This is a genomic window from Lactobacillus crispatus (assembly GCF_018987235.1).
Taxonomy (GTDB): domain Bacteria; phylum Bacillota; class Bacilli; order Lactobacillales; family Lactobacillaceae; genus Lactobacillus; species Lactobacillus crispatus.
This window is the reverse complement of sequence record NZ_CP072197.1, coordinates 1,436,022-1,453,585: the sequence shown is the minus strand read 5'-3', so window position 1 is coordinate 1,453,585 and position 17,564 is coordinate 1,436,022. Positions and strand designations below refer to the sequence as shown.

Sequence of the window (17,564 nt, the reverse complement as noted above, 5' to 3'; positions counted from 1 at the left end):
GGATTTATGTCTAAAAAGTTAGAAAATATTGATATTGAAGTTAATGAACTTAAAGGAAAGAATTTACCAACTTGGGAAGTTATTATTCCTAACAAGAAGTCCATTGGTTTAATTGAAAAGGTGGAAGGTCGTTATCGCGCTACTACTTCTAAGACTAGTAATATTTTATTTGCTAATAGTCTTGAAAGCAGTATTAACGATTTACTTTCATACTTCACCTTACATGAAAAATAAAATTTAAGTAGTGATTGTTTAATGGCAAAAGTTGAAAATGAAACGAGTCTATTCGATCGATTAGCCTGGAATATTATTATACCAGTGCTACTCTTGGCTTTAATTAGCTTGTATTGTATCTATGTTGCTGCATTAGGTGATCCTAGTCATATTGGTTCACCTGTTAGGGCAGTAGTTATGCAGGCATTATGGTACTTGATTTCAATTGCAATTATTGTGGTTGTGATGCAGTTTGATGCAGAACAGTTGTTTAAGATTGCGCCAATTTTCTTTGGAATCGGAATATTTTTGCTGATTGCGGTGCTATTCTTATATAACAGAAGCGTAGCTGCAGATACAGGTGCGAAAAGTTGGTTCAAACTAGGGCCCATTACTTTTCAGCCTTCAGAAATTATGAAGCCAGCTTTTATCTTGATGTTGGCTCGAGTGGTCAAAGAGCATAATGATAAATATGGTCACACGATTAAGACCGATTGGTTGTTATTAGGCAAAATTATTGCTTGGCTGGCACCGGTAGCAATTTTACTAAAGTTACAGAATGACTTTGGTACTATGTTAGTATTTATTGCCATCGTTGGTGGCGTGGTTTTAGTATCAGGGATTTCTTGGAAAATTATTGTACCGTTATATGGTATTGTGATTTTAGCAGCTATTGGGGTTATTGTATTAGTAACTACGTCGGCTGGGCAATCATTGTTGAGTCATTTCTTTCAAGCATATCAATTTGAACGAATTAAGTCTTGGCTCGACCCATCTGGTGATACTTCATCAGGAGCTTATCAGTTATGGCAAAGTATGAAGGCAATCGGTTCGGGTCAGCTATTTGGTAATGGCTTTGGCAAAGCTAGTGTTTATGTTCCAGTTCGTGGATCAGACATGGTTTTCTCGGTAATTGGTGAAAACTTTGGTTTTGTCGGCTGTGTAGCATTGATTTTGATTTATTTATACCTGATTATTCAAATGGTAAAAATCTCGTTCGATACCAGAAATGTATTTTATTCATACATTGCAACTGGTGTTATCATGATGATCTTGTTCCACGTATTTGAAAATATTGGGATGAATATTGATTTATTGCCATTGACAGGTATTCCATTGCCATTTGTTTCTCAGGGTGGTTCAGCTCTGATGGGAAACATGATTGGGATTGGATTAATCTTGTCGATGAAGTTCCATAATCGTGATTACATGTTCAGTACGGCTGGCGATTTTTAGAAAAAGAGATGCTTAAGGCATTTAGGTTAATTCCTAAATGTCTTTTTTTGAATAAAATAGGTGTAAAATAAAACAGTGTTAAAGTTCAAGAGGGAGAATAAGTAATGAGGAAAAAGGCAATAGGCGGTATTATAGTTGGAGTATTGGTAATCTTAATCTGTCTTGTATTTATTTTTACTAAAAACAATAATTCTCAGGTTAGACAGCAGAATAGTAAGAGTCAAGTTGGGATTGAAATTAAGAAAAATAAGCATCGGAATTCAGTTAGTGTAACGAAGATTAACAATGATCAAGATAACAAATATACGACTGATCAGTGGATGTTGATGGGTTACATGGCCTATGCGTATGACAATTACGTTCATAGTCGTCACATTAGCAATAATGCTGAGATGGTTACTGATGTTAAGGAAGATTTAGATAACGGTGACTTGAAAGCAAGCAGGGAATCAACTAATTCATATACTTTAACTAATAAATTTGGAAGTGTAGGTGTTACTGTTCAAACTGATACTGTTAAAGTGACGGGTGATGGTGAGACAATAACTGCCAAGTCCGAGCTAAAGAATAAGTTTGGAACTTATGCAGATAAAATCAAAGCAATGACGCAAAACATCGGAAAAACTGAAGGAAACAAAGACAAAAGTATTTCAAGCAATACCCAAATCCCTAATTTTTCTGTAAAACAATTGGCAATCTTAGCAGGATTTGCTCGTGGAGGTAAAGATTGGGTAAAAGGTTGTATTAAAAATACCAATAAATTAAAAGATAATGATTTGGTAGGAACAATGTGCATGGGATATAATTCTAAGAATGACAACTATTATATTGATGGTCATGGTGATGGAACGACTGTGGTTACTTTCAAGCAAGAGGGGAATATGCTAGTGACTAAGCACAACGATCTTACAGGTGACAGTGTTGGCAGTTCACCTATGGTAACTAAACGTATCCCTTTGCAACAACTAGTTTCCAAATATTATTCTACTGAAGCTGAAAAACAAGAGGTAGATACTTTGGCAAAAGAATTATTAGACAAGAAACAGTATGATGCTAAGGTAAAATCGTTGTCAAACTAAGGAGTGCCTAAATAGATGAAAAAATTTTGTCCAAATTGTGGCAATCCTGTAGAAAAGGACGATAAATTTTGTATTCGTTGTGGTCAAAGTTTAGATAATTCGACTGAGTTACTAAAGAAAGAGAATCCAGTAAAACCATCTAAAAAGTCTAAGTTAGTCTATTGTTTAATTAGTGGTATTGTTTTGTTAATAATTGCATTTGGATGTGCCTACTATCATTCTTATCAAAGCAAGCAACAAACTTTGAAAGAAATTAGTAAGATGTCCCAACATAAGCTAGCCGGACTGACTATTGTTTACGCGCACTCGCATTATCATAATCTGGCTTGGGAAAGAACTTATGATGAAGCTTTAAAAGGTATCATGGATGTGCAACGATATAAGAAATACAATTTACATGGTGCAACAATTATGGCTAAAGGTAATAATTATGTCTATGTAATTAATAATCAAGTTGTGTTTACTACTAATAAGAAATTAACGAATAAACAATCAGAGCTAGTTCTATCTGATGGAAAAAAGATAGTTGGAAGGGTTAATACACTGAATGCCTATCAAGAAGTAAGGCAACATAAATATGCTGAATTACAAAAAATTGACAGACGAAAAGATATGTATAGATTACCTTTAAGAACAGCAGCTATAATGGCTGCTTTAAGTCATGATTCTGAAAAAAATATTCAAGAAGAAATCAATTTTAATTATAAGCATCATGAAAAAATGTTGTTTAATGATGAAAATGGTGAATATCGTCTTCAATTAGGCGCTGACGCTGTTAGTGGAACTAGGTTTAAATATTCAGGGGAAGATCTTATTATTAAATATATAAAACCTCAAGATAAAGGTGCGGCCATAGATTGGCCTACTAAAACTATTCGGGTAGGAATTGAAGATTTAATCGATGAATATTATCAAACTATGGATCAAAAGAAATTAGTCAATAATCTAGCTAATAAAATAATTCTTGACAAGTCAGTTAATAGATGAAAAGCTTCAAGCCGAAATGCTTGAAGCTTTTATCTTAAAATACCAAGTTTTTCTTTTAGTCTTAAAATCCTTTCTACGGATTGATTAACTTGCTTGATATTAATTTCATTATTTTGAACAGCTTTCTTAATAATTGGAATATTTGCTCGATAGTTACCTCCTAAGAGCATATCATTACCAGCTTTAAGAGCCAAAATATCAGGGATTGTGTGATATTTATTTGCGTACTGAGTGATAGCCCCCATTTGTAAGTCGTCAGTGATAATAATATTGTGATAATTTAAGCTGTGGCGTAATAAATAGTGAACTGCAGGTGAGAGGGATGCAGGTTTAGTTGTATCAATACTTTTAATGATGATATGAGAAACCATAATGCTGTCAACACCAGCATGGATTCCAGTTTTGAATGGTAATAAGTCATTTGTTTGATACTTTAGTAAAGGCTTATTAATTTGTGCAAAGCCGGTATGCGTGTCGGCCGCATCACCATAACCTGGAAAATGTTTTAAGCAACTAGCAACATGTTCTTGTTGAATAGCTTTAACAGCTATAGGAATGTATTTTGCAGTTGTTTGATAGTCCTGTTCAAGTGTCCGTTTATAGATAAAACTATCTTTATTCAGTGCAACATCTGCAACAGGAGCAAAGTTCATATTGATCCCATTTTGTCTTAAAATTTTTGCTACAGTAGAATCTTCTTTCCTTATTCCAGTTAATCCACTTTGCTGGTAAATTTCAGCTGGGCTAGGGAAATGTCTTTTAGATATTTGAGAATTTGAATCGATTCTTGTAACTGTACCACCTTCTTGATCAGTGGCAATCAACAAGCCAAATTTACTGTTAGACTGATAAGCTCTTATTTCGTTTAAAAATTTAGCATGAGTTCTATTAGTAAAATCAGGTGCAAAAAGTGTAATTCCTCCTAAATGGTATTTTTTGACATCTTGTTTCATTTGATCAAAATTGCCAGTGCTATGTGCAAAATATAGTTGACCTAATTTTTCATCAAGTGTCATTTTATTTAGAATACGAGTAATCTTATCGATTTTTTTCTTATTATGTTTTTTAGGTGATGAAGATTGTTTTGTTTTAGTATTTGTTTTTACGATTTTATTAGCAGAATGACTACATCCTGAGAGTATAAATAACGTACCTATTAACAATAGAGTGGTAGATAAAAGCTTATGTTTCATGAATTATCCTTAATCTTTAAATTTCTTTAAAATAATTATTGCTTTTTTTAAGTCCGAAGCTTATCCTGAATTGTCAAATTAAGTGCAACAGTTAGGCTATGAGGAAATATATTGCTTGAAGAGTTCTTCTGCTGTGTGATATTGAAGGATTCGACGATGTTTGCGGTTAATGGCATCAGTTGCCTGTTGAACATAAGCAGCTGACTTATCTTTCATGCTTTTGCCTTTAGGGAAGAATTGACGCAGAAGTCCATTGCAGTTCTCATTGGTGCCTCTTTCCCATGGAGAATATGGGTGGGCGAAGTAGATCTGGCAGCCTTTGATCTTGGTCATATCCGCAAACTCAGAGCCATTGTCAAACGTGATCGATTTAAACCAGGCAGGATGTCTGTCAATCTCATTTTGAAGCAGCCTTTGGCATGTGCTTGCCCGATAGTCAGGAATCTTGATAACTACTTCAAAGCGTGTGGTTCTTTCGGTCAAAGTCATTAAAGCAGGCTGATTCTTGCGTCTGACGCCTTTAACCAGATCTCCTTCCCAGTGCAGCGGCGTTTTTCTGTCTTCAATCTCTTTAGGACGCTGTTCAATGGAATTGCCAAGATTCTTCTTGTGCAAAGCATGACCGCTCTGGCCGTGATGACGCTTGTTCCTGCGTCTTTTGAGCTTCATAGGCAGATCAATATTGCTTATGTCCAGCAAGCCCTGATCAATATAGCGATAGACAGTTGGTGTGCTGGGACAAGGGTAGCCTGGCATAGTCCTTTTGAATTCACCAACGAATTCATCGATGCTGGTGGCATCAAATTTAGCTTTGAAGCGTCTGGAGAGCATTCTCAAAAAGACAGCATAATGCTTCAATGGATTGCGCTGATAGCAGTTTTTGCGACGCTTCTCATAATAAAGCTGTGCAGTATCAGCGTAATAGTGCTCATACAATAAATAGCTGCTGTCTCTTTGCAGGACGCTTCCGCGTTTGATTTCGCGACTGATTGTCGACTTATGGCAGCCGACTTCTTGAGCGATAACAGTACGGGAAGTTATGCCGGAATCCAGCATTGCTTGAATTTGTCCACGTTGTACGCTGGTTAATTGATGATAGTGCTTAGAAATGCTAGAATTTGAATTGGTCATGAAGATCTTCCTTTCTTGATTTTTCGTCACTTCAAGTTTAGGTCTTCATGGCCTTTTTGTTTAACACTTGGTGTTGCACTTCAATTTTAAATCCGGGTAAGTAAAAAAATTTATATTTTGGAGGAAAAATTAATGAAGACGTGTCCAAATTGTGGTTCTAAAATGGATGTAGATGTAAATTTTTGTACCAATTGTGGTACTGACATTAGAAACGTGCCCGTAGACTCTACTATGAATTCTCAGGAAGTAAAGCCTGAACCTGAAGTTCAACCTGAACAACCTGTTATGCAAACTAGAAGAGAACAACATTCAGCAAATCAATCAGATAATAGTAGTTCAGCGCAAAATAATGTTACTCAACAGACGAAATCTGCACAACAAACTTCAAATACACAACAACCCGCTTTTGATTCTGAAGCTGTTAAGGCACATGCTGCTAATATGTGGCAATGGTTTGTTACCTCATGGAAGCATCCATTTGCTGATCAAAATGGTGAAAGATGGTATGGTTGGGTAACTTTGTTAGTTGAAGATGTTCTTATTGGATTAGGTTTATTTATTGGTGAACAAAGAGCTACTGGTGCAGTAGATTCTATGTTAGGCAATTCTAATCTAATGAGTGGTTCGGCAAACTTTACTTTTGGTACAGTAATTGAAATTATTTTATTCTTAGCTTTAGCCGAAGCTGCTTGGATCTTGGCAGCACATCTTACTTACAAAGTTATCTATGGTAAGAGTAAAGACTTTTTAGAATTAACTAACCATGTTGTTCAAACAAGCAATTTATCCGCAATCTTTATTGTAGTTTATTTTGTTTTCATGGCACTCATGGGCCCTGCTGGTATTGTTATTTCAACTATTATGCTTTGGTTAGCAACTATTTTCTTCTCAATGGCTTTGACAGTTGTTGTTTTAGGGGATCAAAATCCAATACATGATAAGTTTTATGGGTACTTTTTGTTTATTGCTTTACAATTCATTACTGGTGTCATTTTGTTCCTAATTATTGGTGGTACTATTTTTAGTCAAATTGGCTCATCAATTCCGGGTTTATAATGTGGAGAGTTCTAAATAATGAGTGAAAAAAATAATTTTTGCCCCAATTGTGGTTTTAAGGTTAGTAACGATAAAACCTTTTGCCCCAATTGTGGTTATGAACTACCAAAAACTGAAAGTACAGATGACTTAGAAAACAAGTTCAATATTTGTCCTAACTGTGGTACTCAGGTAAAATTGGGAGAAGTTTTTTGTCCAAATTGTGGTGCAAAGTTAACAATTCCAGAAAAGAAACTTACTCAAGCTAAAGTATTAGGTAAGCAAACTGATAATTCCAAACTATCAGCTGATTCTACGGATAAAAAAGAAAATTCATCCGAAGATGATGAAAAGTCGCAGAGTAAGCCGTCACATGCAAAAAAGGTACAAGTTTTTTGTCCAAATTGCGGTCATCCAATAAAACCAGATGCAACTTTTTGTAATAACTGTGGCTATAATTTAATTACCAAAGAATTACCTAAGGCTAGTTCAACTCCGGAGGCTCAACCTGTTACTTCACAGAAAGTACGTCAGCCAATGAAATTGCGGACTAAGATTTTGCTTTCGATATTAGGTGTTTTATTAATAGCTCTTATTGGTTTTTATGCTTGGGGATCAAGTTACTATAGTAAAAATAATCAAATTGATCGAATCACAGATGGCTTGAGAAATACTAAAACTGATATTTCTCAATATATTATTGCTGATACTTCAACGATGAAGGTCAATGATAATACAGTTAAACCGTTACAGCAGTATTACCAAGATCACCAAACTACCGTCACAAGTATGGCTCAAAAACTCAAAGATGGGGAGTCAGCTAATGATCATATTAGTTTAATTCAAAATGGACGTTACTGGTTGTTATTCCCTAAATATCAACTGAAAGTTCAAACTTTCCAACCTCAAGTTGAGACCAACCATGGTGATTCTGTAATTACTATGAATGGTAAAAATGTTGGTAAGTTAACTGGGAGTGATAATAAGTTTGGAAAAAAATTGGGATTAGTATTTCCAGGAAAATATCATTTTACAGTTAAGTCCCAAGTTGAAGGAAGAACTTTATCTGCAACTTCAACCACGAATATTTGGGCAAATAAAACTTTAAGTATGGATATTAAAACCCAGACGTTTAAGGTTAAGAGTGTTCCAAAAGGTGAAGTTTATATCAATGATAAAAAAGTTGGCACTTTAGACAAAGATGGTGAAATTACCTTTAAGTCATATCCAATTACTAGAAATATGGAATTATATGTTCTATATAATGGTATTAAATCCGAAATTGTTAATGATATGGCAAGTTCATTTGATGATTTTACTGATGAAAGCGATGAAGACGACTACTACAGCGATGATGCTAGTGATCAAGAGAGTGATGATGTCACTCAAGAAAATGGCACTTATGTAGTCCAACCTAAGTGGAAGGGCCTTATTTCTAAGGATGATGCCAAGAGTTTGTTAGATGATAATTATCATGATCCCGATGATGATTCATTTGTAAATGGCTCTGCTAATAAGTGGTATGGGCAAATTAAACAACAAAATGATCGTTGGGATAAAGATGATAGTATGGATAGCTATGACACAGATGTGACTATTGAATCTATTTATCCGGATAAAGGTAATCAAAGTAAAGTCAACTATAGAGTTAATTACACTTTTGAATATGATGACCATACTAAGAAACAAGTAGTCGAATATACAGGTGGCACTCTTAAAAAAGATGGCGATGATTACCTCATCAATACGATTGGTGATGGTAAGTTAATTAGTTCACGTGATGAAGATAATTAATAAATGGTATCGTATCAAAGTACTGTTGAATCGAAGATGATTTAGCAGTACTTTTTTCTGCTATAATTTGAATGAATATTTATTAAAAAGTGAGGCAAAGCTGTGAGTAGTGGACTGAAAAATGAACCAGGTTTTGGTGCTAAGGTAAAAGTTGTAACCATCAATGGCGTGGCAGCGCATCTATATAACGAACGAGGAGAAATGCAGTTCCAGACTGAACCGAATGGTACGATCTTGTCCATCTTTGAAGCTAAAGAAATCAATGGTCAAGTTTATTATCGTGTAGGAGATCAAAAAGCCTGGTTAGCAAAAGCTGATACCAATTATGCTACTCAATTAAAAAGGGATGCTGATCAATATAATGTCAGCATCAAGAATGGCTTAGTGATAGAACAAAATAGTCCAGTACCTGGATTTAAAGGGATGCGTAAAGTTTTTAAGGATGCAGACAGTTTTCCGAAAGGCACAACTTTCAAATGGATTGATGCTCCGAATACAAATGAAAATAAATATACTAATGGGAAAATAAAGATAACTTTTCCAGATGGTTCATTTAAAGAAAGAAAAGTACATTATCTTATTGCTCATAATCAAGCAGTAGCGAACAAGCAAAATTTTCAAGCGAAAAATCAATCTCTTAGTAGGACTTTTAATCGATCAGGAGCAAATATTAAAAACTTACCACCCAAAGATTTTGATTTCGATTTCCTGAAACAAAATGAAATAATGAGTCGATTTGACAAAAATGTTGACGAAACTCTAAATCTTTATGAGCAGGGCCTATATGATCAGATGTCGAATACTATCAGAAAAGGTATAGAAGTTTATGTTGACGAGTTAATGCAACTTAATAAGATTAATCCTGGGACAAGTTGGCAAATGGCGAACTTAAGTAATAAATTAGCATACGTTGCTTATTTGCATTTGCTTCCTAAACGAATGTTGGATTTGTGTTTTTCAGTTAAAAATTATGGTAATATCGGCTCACATTATACGGCAGCGGGTGTCAATCAAGTTTCAGCACTAGCAGATTTGCGTCAGTATCATGATTTGTTAATTTATTTAGTTAATGCATATGGCTACGAAGCTTGGCCTTATGCGGATGTACAAATAACTGATGAGCAAAATAAACATCCACTTTGGTATAAAAAACCAAATATCAATCCAGCTGGTATAGCCACCTATCAAGAATATTTAGCTTACAAGAATGATTCAAAGGGTAATTCTAATCAGACGCAAAGTAATCAGTTAAAAAATGAAAAATTAAAAATGGGACAAAGTATGAAAATTTTGATTTCTTGTTTTGTTGCTGTTGGAATCGTAATTATCATAGGAATTGGTTATGAAATTTATCAATTGGCAAATAATAACTCAACTAAAACAGAAGTTGTACAAGATAAAGCACCAACTATGAAAGAGAAGGCTGCAAATTTGTCAGTTAAACAGTTGCTTGCTCTAAGTTTGATTTATGCTAAACGAAATGATGATTCAAAATTTGATAATAACTGGCAAGGTGTTTATGATGTTTTAAGTAACAATAATTATAATGTTGGTCGTTATGATAGTTATACTTTTGGCGATGCAACAGTTTCGGCTCAAGGTCAGAACTATATCTATGTTTTTGAAAAGGGAATAGGTCTGGGCTACCAAGATAAAGGTAATCAAAAACTGGTTTCATTTTTTGACGCAGATGAAAGTGAACCAGTTAGAGTATATGATTATCAAATGCTTGAAGTCGTCAACAATCTGAGTGCGGTGAAGAAGTTAGCTAAAAAACTAGTTTTTACGAACGAATCAGAGGATTACTAACTATTGGTTTGTTTGAGTATTTCTGCTATACTATAGGTGAGGCAAATCCTCATAATGCTCTTTCTTAGAAATTAGTATTTTTTGTTTGAACATTTTTATATTTTAAGATTGAGTTGGTCCCTATTTTGGGACTTTTTTTGTTGGAACTACGAAAAACATGAGGTAAGGAATAAAATGAAGTATTGTCCAAAGTGTGGAAATAGATTAGATGCAAACGCAAAATATTGTGATAAATGTGGTACAGATGTTTCTAATGTGAATAAGAAGCCTAATCGACCGGTCCCTATATCTCAAATCAAAAAGCCAGCTTCAGTGTCAGTAAGTAATCAACTTTCAGCTAAAAGAAGTAGAATTAGACGAAATTGCTTGATAGTTGCGGCATGTGTAGTGTTGCTAGCAGCAGGTGGAGTTGTTTTCTTTACTCTTCAAAGTGAAAATGCGTCCAATTCGTTACCGTTTGTTACTCACAATAAAAGTGAGAAAATGGCAGAAAAGATTGGTTATTCGCCTAATAAGAAGATGTCATCTAAAAATATGGCAGGTTTTACTATTGCTTATGCTCATATGCATTTTCAAGATGATCCTGACTGGGATGAAGTTTTTGATAAGGCAGAGAATGGTGATTTAAATATAGCCTCTTATCCTGAATATACTTTTGGAGATTATGACGTTAAAGCACCAGCAGGTGGAATCGTTTATGTAGTTAGTCCTGACATAGGCTATGTTGTTTCTGATGTGGACCATCCTAACAAAGCTCAAGTGACATTTGTTAATAGTCAAAAAGGAGCAGAAAAGCCAGTTTATTTTCACGCTTTAGCTCAGAAGGTTGCAAGCGGTGCGCAGAAGAATGACGTACAATCCTATAGTAAAAATGTAGTTGTATCAGATCATGATGATAGTACAAAAGATTCATCAACAGATACAAAACAAAATAGTGTAGATTCTAAATCATTATCATGGAACGATACTAAAGAGGAAAAATTAGCAGACTTCATGGATGATTTTGGTAATAAAATGGATCAGGATTATGTTGAATATACTGGAGATGAACCACTTAAAACAATAGCTGGAGAAAAATATCCCAATATTTTTGATGACGAAGATTTTGAATTGATTGGCAATAATAAGAAGATCAATATTGGTTGGGATCCAGAATTAAAAAAGGATTATGATTATCATGTAGTTTCCATATTCAATTCCGATGGTGATGGAGGAGAAGAGCACATTACCTATTTGTTCTGTATTCATGATAATCAACCAATTGCTTTAGTCGATCAAACTACCAATGGGAATGCAATTAAAGTAAAAGAAACTGCAAACCAAGATGTTCGTAAAGGTTTTGCTAAGATTGCCACTTCATCTGATGATGATTGATTTCATAGAATAAATTTAGGCAGCATTGAGTACGAGGTGCTTAATTGCTGTCTTTTTTTACACCAAAAAAGCATTAGACAGTCAATCATAACTATCTAATGCTAAATTGTGTTGCGTTTAAATCAGCTTAGCCCTCTAAAGCATCGGCAATTTCTTCTGCGCGACATACTAATACGTCGCACTTTGAAGTTCTAGTTACATATTCAGTAACACTACCGATGAGCAGACGTTCAACGGCGTTCAAACCAGTAGCACCCACAACGATTAAATCAATATTGTGCTTCTTAGGGAAGTCATGTCCAATGATTGTCTTAGGTGAACCAAATTCAATAGAGTAGTGAACATCTTCAGCACCAGCCTTAGTAGCACGAGCTTGGTAATCCTTCATTCTCTTTTCAGCATCTTTAGAAACTTGTTCTACCATTGCTGAATCAAAACTTGAAACATTTTGGAAAGAACGAGTATCGATTACGTGTAAGATTTCTAGTGTTGCATGGTTACGCTTGGCGATGGCTACAGCCTTGCTGAAAGCCAAGTCAGCTTCTTTTGAACCATCAACTGCAACTTGAATATTCTTGTATTGTGAAAGCATATATAAGCACCTCTTCCTATATTCTATTTTACCAAAATTTTGCTTGTCATTAGTGAATTATTATTCTTTATTTTGAGTAATTGATAAACCAAAAGCCAAAATAGTTAATGAAGCTAAGAATAAGGTGATTAAGTTCAAATATTTATTACCCATGAATAGCAAAATAATTCCTAAAATACTTTCAGCTAAAAGGGCGACTGAAGTCCACTTAAGAATATTGCTCAAGCGTGGATCGCCACCAATGTCATAAATTAAAAAATGTCCGTTCCTTCTGTGCCACATGTACCATGAGGTTAACAGTAGGAGAAGGATAAAAATAATCATTACAATCTTTATTGCCATTTAACAGTCTCCACTATAGAAAAAGACGGTCAATTGAGACCGCCTTTTTTAATATTCTAAAGAAATCCGAGTTGACTAAACATAGCATAATGACGCTTGTTGAACCCGCAATGTTCAAAATTTTAGCTGGCATCGCAGCGAATATGGATCCTGCAACAAGGCAGTATTCCGATTCGGTAGTTATTTGCCAACCCCCACGTCTTATAGTTTGATCGGTCAACTTTATACATTTAAGCTTGTCGATCAACTCAGATCACTTATTATAATACGCATATTACAGGTGCTTGTCAACCATATTGAATGCGCGAGATTAGTGATTATTGCGCAAGTTATCAGATTGCATTTGTTTTAATTTTTGATAGGTTGCCTTATATCTAGCTTCGACTTTAGAATTGCCTTTAGGTGCAAAGTAGCTGGCATGAAGTAGGTTATTAGGCAAGTATTGCTGTGCTACCCAATCATTTTGATAATCATGAGGATAAAGGTAGTTCACGCCATGTCCAAGCTTTTTGGCACCAGAGTAATGAGCATCTTTTAGGTTGGCGGGAATTGAATCAACCTTTTTATTTCGAATATCAGCTAGTGCAGCATCAATTGCTGAAATGGCACTATTGCTTTTGGCAGAAAGAGCTAACTCAATAACCGCATTAGCCAGTGGAATTCGTGCTTCAGGCAAGCCAACCATTTGTGCAGCTTGGATGGCTACTATAGCGTGTTCAGCTGCGGCTGGATCGGCTAGTCCAATATCTTCGTAGGCAATTACTGCTAGCCTTCGACAGATAGAGACTAAGTCACCAGATTCAATTAATCGGGCAAGATAGTGCAGCGCTGCATCTGTATCAGAGCCACGAATTGATTTTTGAAATGCTGAGACTAGATCGTAATGTCCATCACCAGAAGCATCAAAGTTTTGCACCTTCATTTGAATTGAATCAGCCATTTCTTTTTGAGTGATGATAATTTTTTGATCATCTTGGTGTTTATCTTGCAATTCTTGCTTAGTTGAAAGAACAGCTAATTCTAAACTATTCAAAGTAGACCGCAAATCACCGTTGCCTTTTTCAATCAAAAGAGCACGCGCATCATCTGTAGAAAGAGGCTTTAATTCAAAAATTTGGCAACGTGAACGAATAGCAGGGGAGATCGAAATATAAGGGTTCTCAGTAGTTGCCCCAATTAAAATGATTTGTCCCGATTCTAGCAAAGGCAGTAAGAAGTCCTGCTTAGTTTTGTCCAAACGATGAATTTCGTCCAGCAATAAGACAACTGTCCCACTCATTTTGCCTTCTTCGGCTACTTGTTGCAATTGCTTTTTGCCGTCAGTAGCTGCATTGAGCTTTCTAAAGGCATATTTAGTTGAGCCTGCAATAGCACTAGCAATACTTGTCTTACCGATGCCAGGAGGGCCGTAAAGGATCATTGAAGATAGAAGTCTAGCTTCCACCATTCGGCGAATAATTTTGCCTGGACCAATCAGATGCCTTTGACCAACAACTTCGTCTAAATTAGTTGGTCGCATACGATATGCTAATGGTTTCATTTACTTATCTCCGTGAAAAAGTTTATGCCAAAAACTTTCTTTTGTTTTAGGTGCGGCTAATTCTTCTTTAGGAAATTCAGGTGGATAAACTTGCTTTAGCTCAATTCGTGGTCGATTTATAGCGTTCTTCGCTACAACTAGTACTGCCGTATCATGTGGTCCTGTTTTTGCGGTTTCATTGTTAACTAAAGTGAAGGGAATATCATATTTGCTGCAACTGGCTTCAACGTCTCCCAAGAAGCCATCATCAGTGATATTGCCATTGATCAAAATAGTATAGCCCTTAAAGTCAGTGATATGTTTAAGAAATAGGGCAGTTAATTCGGGATTTTTAACTTCAGTATTGTCCATACGGATTAAGCAGCGCTCACGTAATGAACCTAAAAATCTGCGGCGTTCATCAGGCTTAGTTTGTGGAGTAATACCTTGAGCTGCTTGTTCAACACGTTTATTTAAATCTTCAGTCATCTAATCATCCTTTCTTTTTATGTACTTATTGTAGCAAAGAAAAAAGCCTTTCTCGATTGAGAAAGACTTTCGACAAAATAAAATGTAAAAATTAAAGTAACTTGTTGTACCATTCAACAACTAAGGCTTCATCAATTTCTGGTTCCATTTCGTCACGTTCTGGTAAACGTACAAGAGTACCTTCCATTTTGTTTTCATCAAATGAAACAAATGATGGACGAGCAGTAACTGCTTCTAAGGCATCCTTAACTTGTTGTAAGTTCTTTGACTTTTCCTTCAAGCCAATAGTTTGACCAACCTTGACTTCGTATGAAGGAATGTCAACACGTTTACCATCAACAGTAATGTGACCGTGGTTTACCAATTGTCTAGCTTGTTCTCTAGTAGTAGCTAAACCAAGACGGTAAACAAGACTGTCCAAACGACGTTCAAGCAAGATCATGAAGTTAACACCGTGTTGACCTTCACGAATCTTACCAGCGCGGGTGAACAAAGTTCTAAATTGACGTTCGTTTAAGCCGTACATCCAACGTAACTTTTGCTTTTCGTGCAATTGTTGACCGTATTCTGACAAACGACCGCGGTTGTTAGGACCGTGTTGACCTGGAGCGTAGTTACGACGAGAAATTTCCTTACCAGTACCTGAAAGGGAAATACCCAATCTTCTTGAACGTTTCCAACTTGGACCTGTATATCTTGACATAAAAAATCCTCCATAAAATTTAAACAATAATTTTTGGAGTAAAATATTAAGCATAAGTTCAACATTCGTGCATCTTGGATTTACATTTTCGCCCAATGCAGCGCGGGTTACTCGTTCACTAAAGCGTTTCAAGATGTTGACGTTCTTGTCACTTATTGCTGCAAATATTTTACACGAATAGTATTATATAGAGTTCAGAATAATAAATCAAGAAAATAGAACAGCTTTTTGCACCTATTAGGGTCAGGTTTTGTTATAATTATGATAGTTTTGGAGGATAAACTATGTCATCAATTCAAGCTATTATAATTATTGCCGTGGTGATCCTAATCATTGTCGTAGTTGCAGCAATGCTATTGATCAATCGTAAACAACTAAAAGAAATTGAAGCGATTGATGCAGCAGTGACTGAAATTGAGAAGATGCATCTAGAAGATGATATTACGCGACTGGATAAAATGGATTTGGCCGGCGAAAGTTTAACTACATTAAATACTTGGCGCAAGAGCTACACTGAAGCAGCTAAGAAAAAATTACCGCGAGTGCATAAGCTAGTTGAAGAAGCTGCTAATGAAAATGCAACTTATCGCTTGTTTAAAGCAAGAAAGAATATTAAACAAGCACAGGAGATTATCAAGCCAACGCTCGAAGATGCTCGTAACACCAAGGCAGTTTTCACGGAACTACTTGAATCAAATAAGGAAAATCAAATTCAATATGATGCTTTGATTAAAGTTTATCGTGAATTAAGAAAAGATATCTTAGCCAATTCCTTTGAATATGGTGCTGCGATTGATCAGGTTGAAGATCAACTAGCATCAATGGAGAGTGACTTTGAAGAAGCAAAAAATCTTTCTTCACAAGGTGATCATGTTGAAGCTAAGCGAGTTTTGTCCAAGATTCGGATGTCTTTGGGTAACTTACAAAAACGCTTAAAACCTCTAAAAGAGGGCTATCATCAACTTGAAGTAGTGTTCCAAGATCAGCTTAAGGAATTGTCTGATGCTTATAAAAAAATGATTTCAGAAAAATATTACCTTACTAGCGTAGATGTTTTGGGCAGAATCAAGGAAATTCATGATGAAATTGATGGTGCGCGCAAATTGCTAGCTGAGACTAAGGTGAATGAATTAGCCAAGGAAAATAAAAAGATCTCTGGCGAAATTGATGATTTATATGATGTTTTAGCTAAGGAATACAAGGCAAGACCATTTGTTGAAAAAAATCAAAGTAAAATGCTGACTTTGATCTCACATCAGCAAACCGCGTCAAAGAAGCTGGTAGAAAAGTTGCGGCATATTGATGAGAGCTATGAATTGACTCATGGCGAATTGGAAAAGAGTAAAGACTTAGAAAAAGAAGTCAATGAAATGTACCATCAGTACACTATTGATACACAGAATATCGCAGATGGTAAGGGTGTTTACTCTGCTATTCAAGATTCATGGCTCCAGATGCTAGATCGCCTGCGTGAAATTGATGCAGAGCAGGCTAAGATGTCAACTGACGTTGATGGACTTTATGATTCTGAAAATGTAGCTAATGATTCAATCAAGCGCTTTAAGCAAGAAGTTTCATTAGTTTACCGTCGACTTGAAAGACGAAATTTGCCAGGTAATCCTGATAGCTTTGTGCAAATGTATACTTTAGTAGTCAACGAGATTGGCCATGTCAGCAACGAATTAAGTCAGGTCCGGATTAATATGGAAAAGATCTCAGCTGAATTAATTCAAATTTCTGATGATGTGGAGCGGCTTAAACGTGAAGCAGATGACATCATTAATTCCGCTAACCTAGTTGAATTGACGATGCAGTATTCAAATAAATATGCAGATAAGGATTCAATTGCGCAAGCACAAAAGACAGCAATGCAGCTATATAATGAATATAACTATAAGGAAGCCCTTGATACAATTGCTACAGCAATTGAAAAGGTAGAGCCAGGTAGTTATCAACGACTTGAAAATGCATATTATTCAGAAGAGAAGAGTAATTAATTGAAGCGATTCATTATTTAAGCTAAAATTGAAAAGTCTTGAAACGGTCAAGCGATTGACCGTTTTTTAAA

General features: G+C 35.6%; 16 protein-coding genes. 9 read left to right on the top strand and 7 right to left on the bottom strand.

Features of this window, described 5'->3' with window-relative positions; translation table 11 throughout:
- Positions 1–6: 6 nt before the first annotated feature.
- From J6L97_RS07015 to J6L97_RS07000, 4 genes are all read left to right on the top strand, one after another.
- Positions 7–234 (top strand): DUF2969 domain-containing protein, encoded by a 228-nt coding sequence (locus J6L97_RS07015; protein ID WP_013086114.1) that lies wholly within the window; start codon positions 7–9, stop codon positions 232–234.
- Between the two features lie 21 nt (positions 235–255).
- Positions 256–1,449, top strand: a complete 1,194-nt coding sequence (locus tag J6L97_RS07010; protein WP_013086115.1) for an FtsW/RodA/SpoVE family cell cycle protein — start codon at positions 256–258, stop codon at positions 1,447–1,449.
- A gap of 104 nt (positions 1,450–1,553) precedes the next feature.
- Positions 1,554–2,528 carry an Lreu_0056 family protein gene (locus tag J6L97_RS07005; protein ID WP_054832881.1) on the top strand — a complete coding sequence of 325 codons (975 nt, stop codon included), beginning with the start codon at positions 1,554–1,556 and terminating at the stop codon, positions 2,526–2,528.
- 15 nt (positions 2,529–2,543) lie between these two features.
- The gene (locus tag J6L97_RS07000) at positions 2,544–3,515 is read left to right on the top strand and encodes an Lreu_0056 family protein (protein ID WP_057726798.1); all 972 of its coding nucleotides are present in this window, start codon (positions 2,544–2,546) and stop codon (positions 3,513–3,515) included.
- A gap of 29 nt (positions 3,516–3,544) precedes the next feature.
- Here the strand turns inward: J6L97_RS07000 and J6L97_RS06995 are convergent, their stop codons facing one another.
- Together J6L97_RS06995 and J6L97_RS06990 are read right to left on the bottom strand one after the other, a co-directional pair.
- Positions 3,545–4,708 (bottom strand): glycoside hydrolase family 3 N-terminal domain-containing protein, encoded by a 1,164-nt coding sequence (locus J6L97_RS06995; protein ID WP_057726797.1) that lies wholly within the window; start codon positions 4,706–4,708, stop codon positions 3,545–3,547.
- Between the two features lie 96 nt (positions 4,709–4,804).
- Positions 4,805–5,839 carry an IS30 family transposase gene (locus J6L97_RS06990; RefSeq protein ID WP_123811765.1) on the bottom strand — a complete coding sequence of 345 codons (1,035 nt, stop codon included), beginning with the start codon at positions 5,837–5,839 and terminating at the stop codon, positions 4,805–4,807.
- Between the two features lie 132 nt (positions 5,840–5,971).
- Between J6L97_RS06990 and J6L97_RS06985 the strand changes: the two genes are divergently transcribed.
- The 4 genes from J6L97_RS06985 (at position 5,972) to J6L97_RS06970 (ending at position 11,851) form a co-directional block, all read left to right on the top strand.
- Positions 5,972–6,895 carry a zinc ribbon domain-containing protein gene (locus J6L97_RS06985; protein ID WP_057726899.1) on the top strand — a complete coding sequence of 308 codons (924 nt, stop codon included), beginning with the start codon at positions 5,972–5,974 and terminating at the stop codon, positions 6,893–6,895.
- 18 nt (positions 6,896–6,913) lie between these two features.
- Complete coding sequence (locus J6L97_RS06980) at positions 6,914–8,668, top strand: zinc-ribbon domain-containing protein (RefSeq protein ID WP_057726898.1); 1,755 nt, start codon at positions 6,914–6,916, stop codon at positions 8,666–8,668.
- A gap of 102 nt (positions 8,669–8,770) precedes the next feature.
- On the top strand, positions 8,771–10,477 hold the full coding sequence (locus tag J6L97_RS06975; RefSeq protein WP_057726897.1) for a Rib/alpha-like domain-containing protein: 1,707 nt from the start codon (positions 8,771–8,773) through the stop codon (positions 10,475–10,477).
- 174 nt (positions 10,478–10,651) lie between these two features.
- Positions 10,652–11,851, top strand: a complete 1,200-nt coding sequence (locus tag J6L97_RS06970) for a DUF4767 domain-containing protein (protein WP_057726896.1) — start codon at positions 10,652–10,654, stop codon at positions 11,849–11,851.
- 127 nt (positions 11,852–11,978) lie between these two features.
- Here the strand turns inward: J6L97_RS06970 and J6L97_RS06965 are convergent, their stop codons facing one another.
- The 5 genes from J6L97_RS06965 to rpsD form a co-directional block, all read right to left on the bottom strand.
- The gene (locus tag J6L97_RS06965; protein ID WP_023488081.1) at positions 11,979–12,443 is read right to left on the bottom strand and encodes a universal stress protein; all 465 of its coding nucleotides are present in this window, start codon (positions 12,441–12,443) and stop codon (positions 11,979–11,981) included.
- A 60-nt stretch (positions 12,444–12,503) separates the two neighbouring features.
- Positions 12,504–12,785: a hypothetical protein gene (locus J6L97_RS06960; protein ID WP_005718786.1), complete on the bottom strand. Its 282-nt coding sequence runs from the start codon at positions 12,783–12,785 to the stop codon at positions 12,504–12,506.
- Positions 12,786–13,095: 310 nt separating this feature from the next.
- Complete coding sequence (locus J6L97_RS06955) at positions 13,096–14,325, bottom strand: replication-associated recombination protein A (protein ID WP_057726895.1); 1,230 nt, start codon at positions 14,323–14,325, stop codon at positions 13,096–13,098.
- Positions 14,326–14,793 (bottom strand): YueI family protein, encoded by a 468-nt coding sequence (locus J6L97_RS06950; protein WP_013086117.1) that lies wholly within the window; start codon positions 14,791–14,793, stop codon positions 14,326–14,328.
- 91 nt (positions 14,794–14,884) lie between these two features.
- Positions 14,885–15,496, bottom strand: coding sequence for a 30S ribosomal protein S4 (gene rpsD, locus J6L97_RS06945; protein ID WP_005721374.1), 612 nt, complete (start codon positions 15,494–15,496; stop codon positions 14,885–14,887).
- Between the two features lie 284 nt (positions 15,497–15,780).
- Between rpsD and ezrA the strand changes: the two genes are divergently transcribed.
- Entirely contained in the window at positions 15,781–17,493 is a 1,713-nt protein-coding gene (gene ezrA, locus J6L97_RS06940; protein ID WP_057726894.1) for a septation ring formation regulator EzrA, read from the top strand.
- The last annotated feature ends 71 nt before the right edge of the window (positions 17,494–17,564 follow it).

Excerpts from the sequence above, each read along its gene's own strand:
- J6L97_RS07005 (WP_054832881.1), top strand. The coding sequence starts at position 1,554 with ATGAGGAAAAAGGCAATAGGCGGTATTATAGTTGGAGTATTGGTAATC.
- J6L97_RS07010 (WP_013086115.1), top strand. The coding sequence starts at position 256 with ATGGCAAAAGTTGAAAATGAAACGAGTCTATTCGATCGATTAGCCTGG.
- J6L97_RS06985 (WP_057726899.1), top strand. The coding sequence starts at position 5,972 with ATGAAGACGTGTCCAAATTGTGGTTCTAAAATGGATGTAGATGTAAAT.
- ezrA (WP_057726894.1), top strand. The coding sequence starts at position 15,781 with ATGTCATCAATTCAAGCTATTATAATTATTGCCGTGGTGATCCTAATC.
- J6L97_RS06955 (WP_057726895.1), bottom strand. The coding sequence starts at position 14,325 with ATGAAACCATTAGCATATCGTATGCGACCAACTAATTTAGACGAAGTT.
- J6L97_RS07000 (WP_057726798.1), top strand. The coding sequence starts at position 2,544 with ATGAAAAAATTTTGTCCAAATTGTGGCAATCCTGTAGAAAAGGACGAT.
- J6L97_RS06965 (WP_023488081.1), bottom strand. The coding sequence starts at position 12,443 with ATGCTTTCACAATACAAGAATATTCAAGTTGCAGTTGATGGTTCAAAA.
- J6L97_RS06970 (WP_057726896.1), top strand. The coding sequence starts at position 10,652 with ATGAAGTATTGTCCAAAGTGTGGAAATAGATTAGATGCAAACGCAAAA.
- J6L97_RS06950 (WP_013086117.1), bottom strand. The coding sequence starts at position 14,793 with ATGACTGAAGATTTAAATAAACGTGTTGAACAAGCAGCTCAAGGTATT.
- J6L97_RS06960 (WP_005718786.1), bottom strand. The coding sequence starts at position 12,785 with ATGGCAATAAAGATTGTAATGATTATTTTTATCCTTCTCCTACTGTTA.
- J6L97_RS07015 (WP_013086114.1), top strand. The coding sequence starts at position 7 with ATGTCTAAAAAGTTAGAAAATATTGATATTGAAGTTAATGAACTTAAA.
- rpsD (WP_005721374.1), bottom strand. The coding sequence starts at position 15,496 with ATGTCAAGATATACAGGTCCAAGTTGGAAACGTTCAAGAAGATTGGGT.
- J6L97_RS06990 (WP_123811765.1), bottom strand. The coding sequence starts at position 5,839 with ATGACCAATTCAAATTCTAGCATTTCTAAGCACTATCATCAATTAACC.
- J6L97_RS06980 (WP_057726898.1), top strand. The coding sequence starts at position 6,914 with ATGAGTGAAAAAAATAATTTTTGCCCCAATTGTGGTTTTAAGGTTAGT.
- J6L97_RS06995 (WP_057726797.1), bottom strand. The coding sequence starts at position 4,708 with ATGAAACATAAGCTTTTATCTACCACTCTATTGTTAATAGGTACGTTA.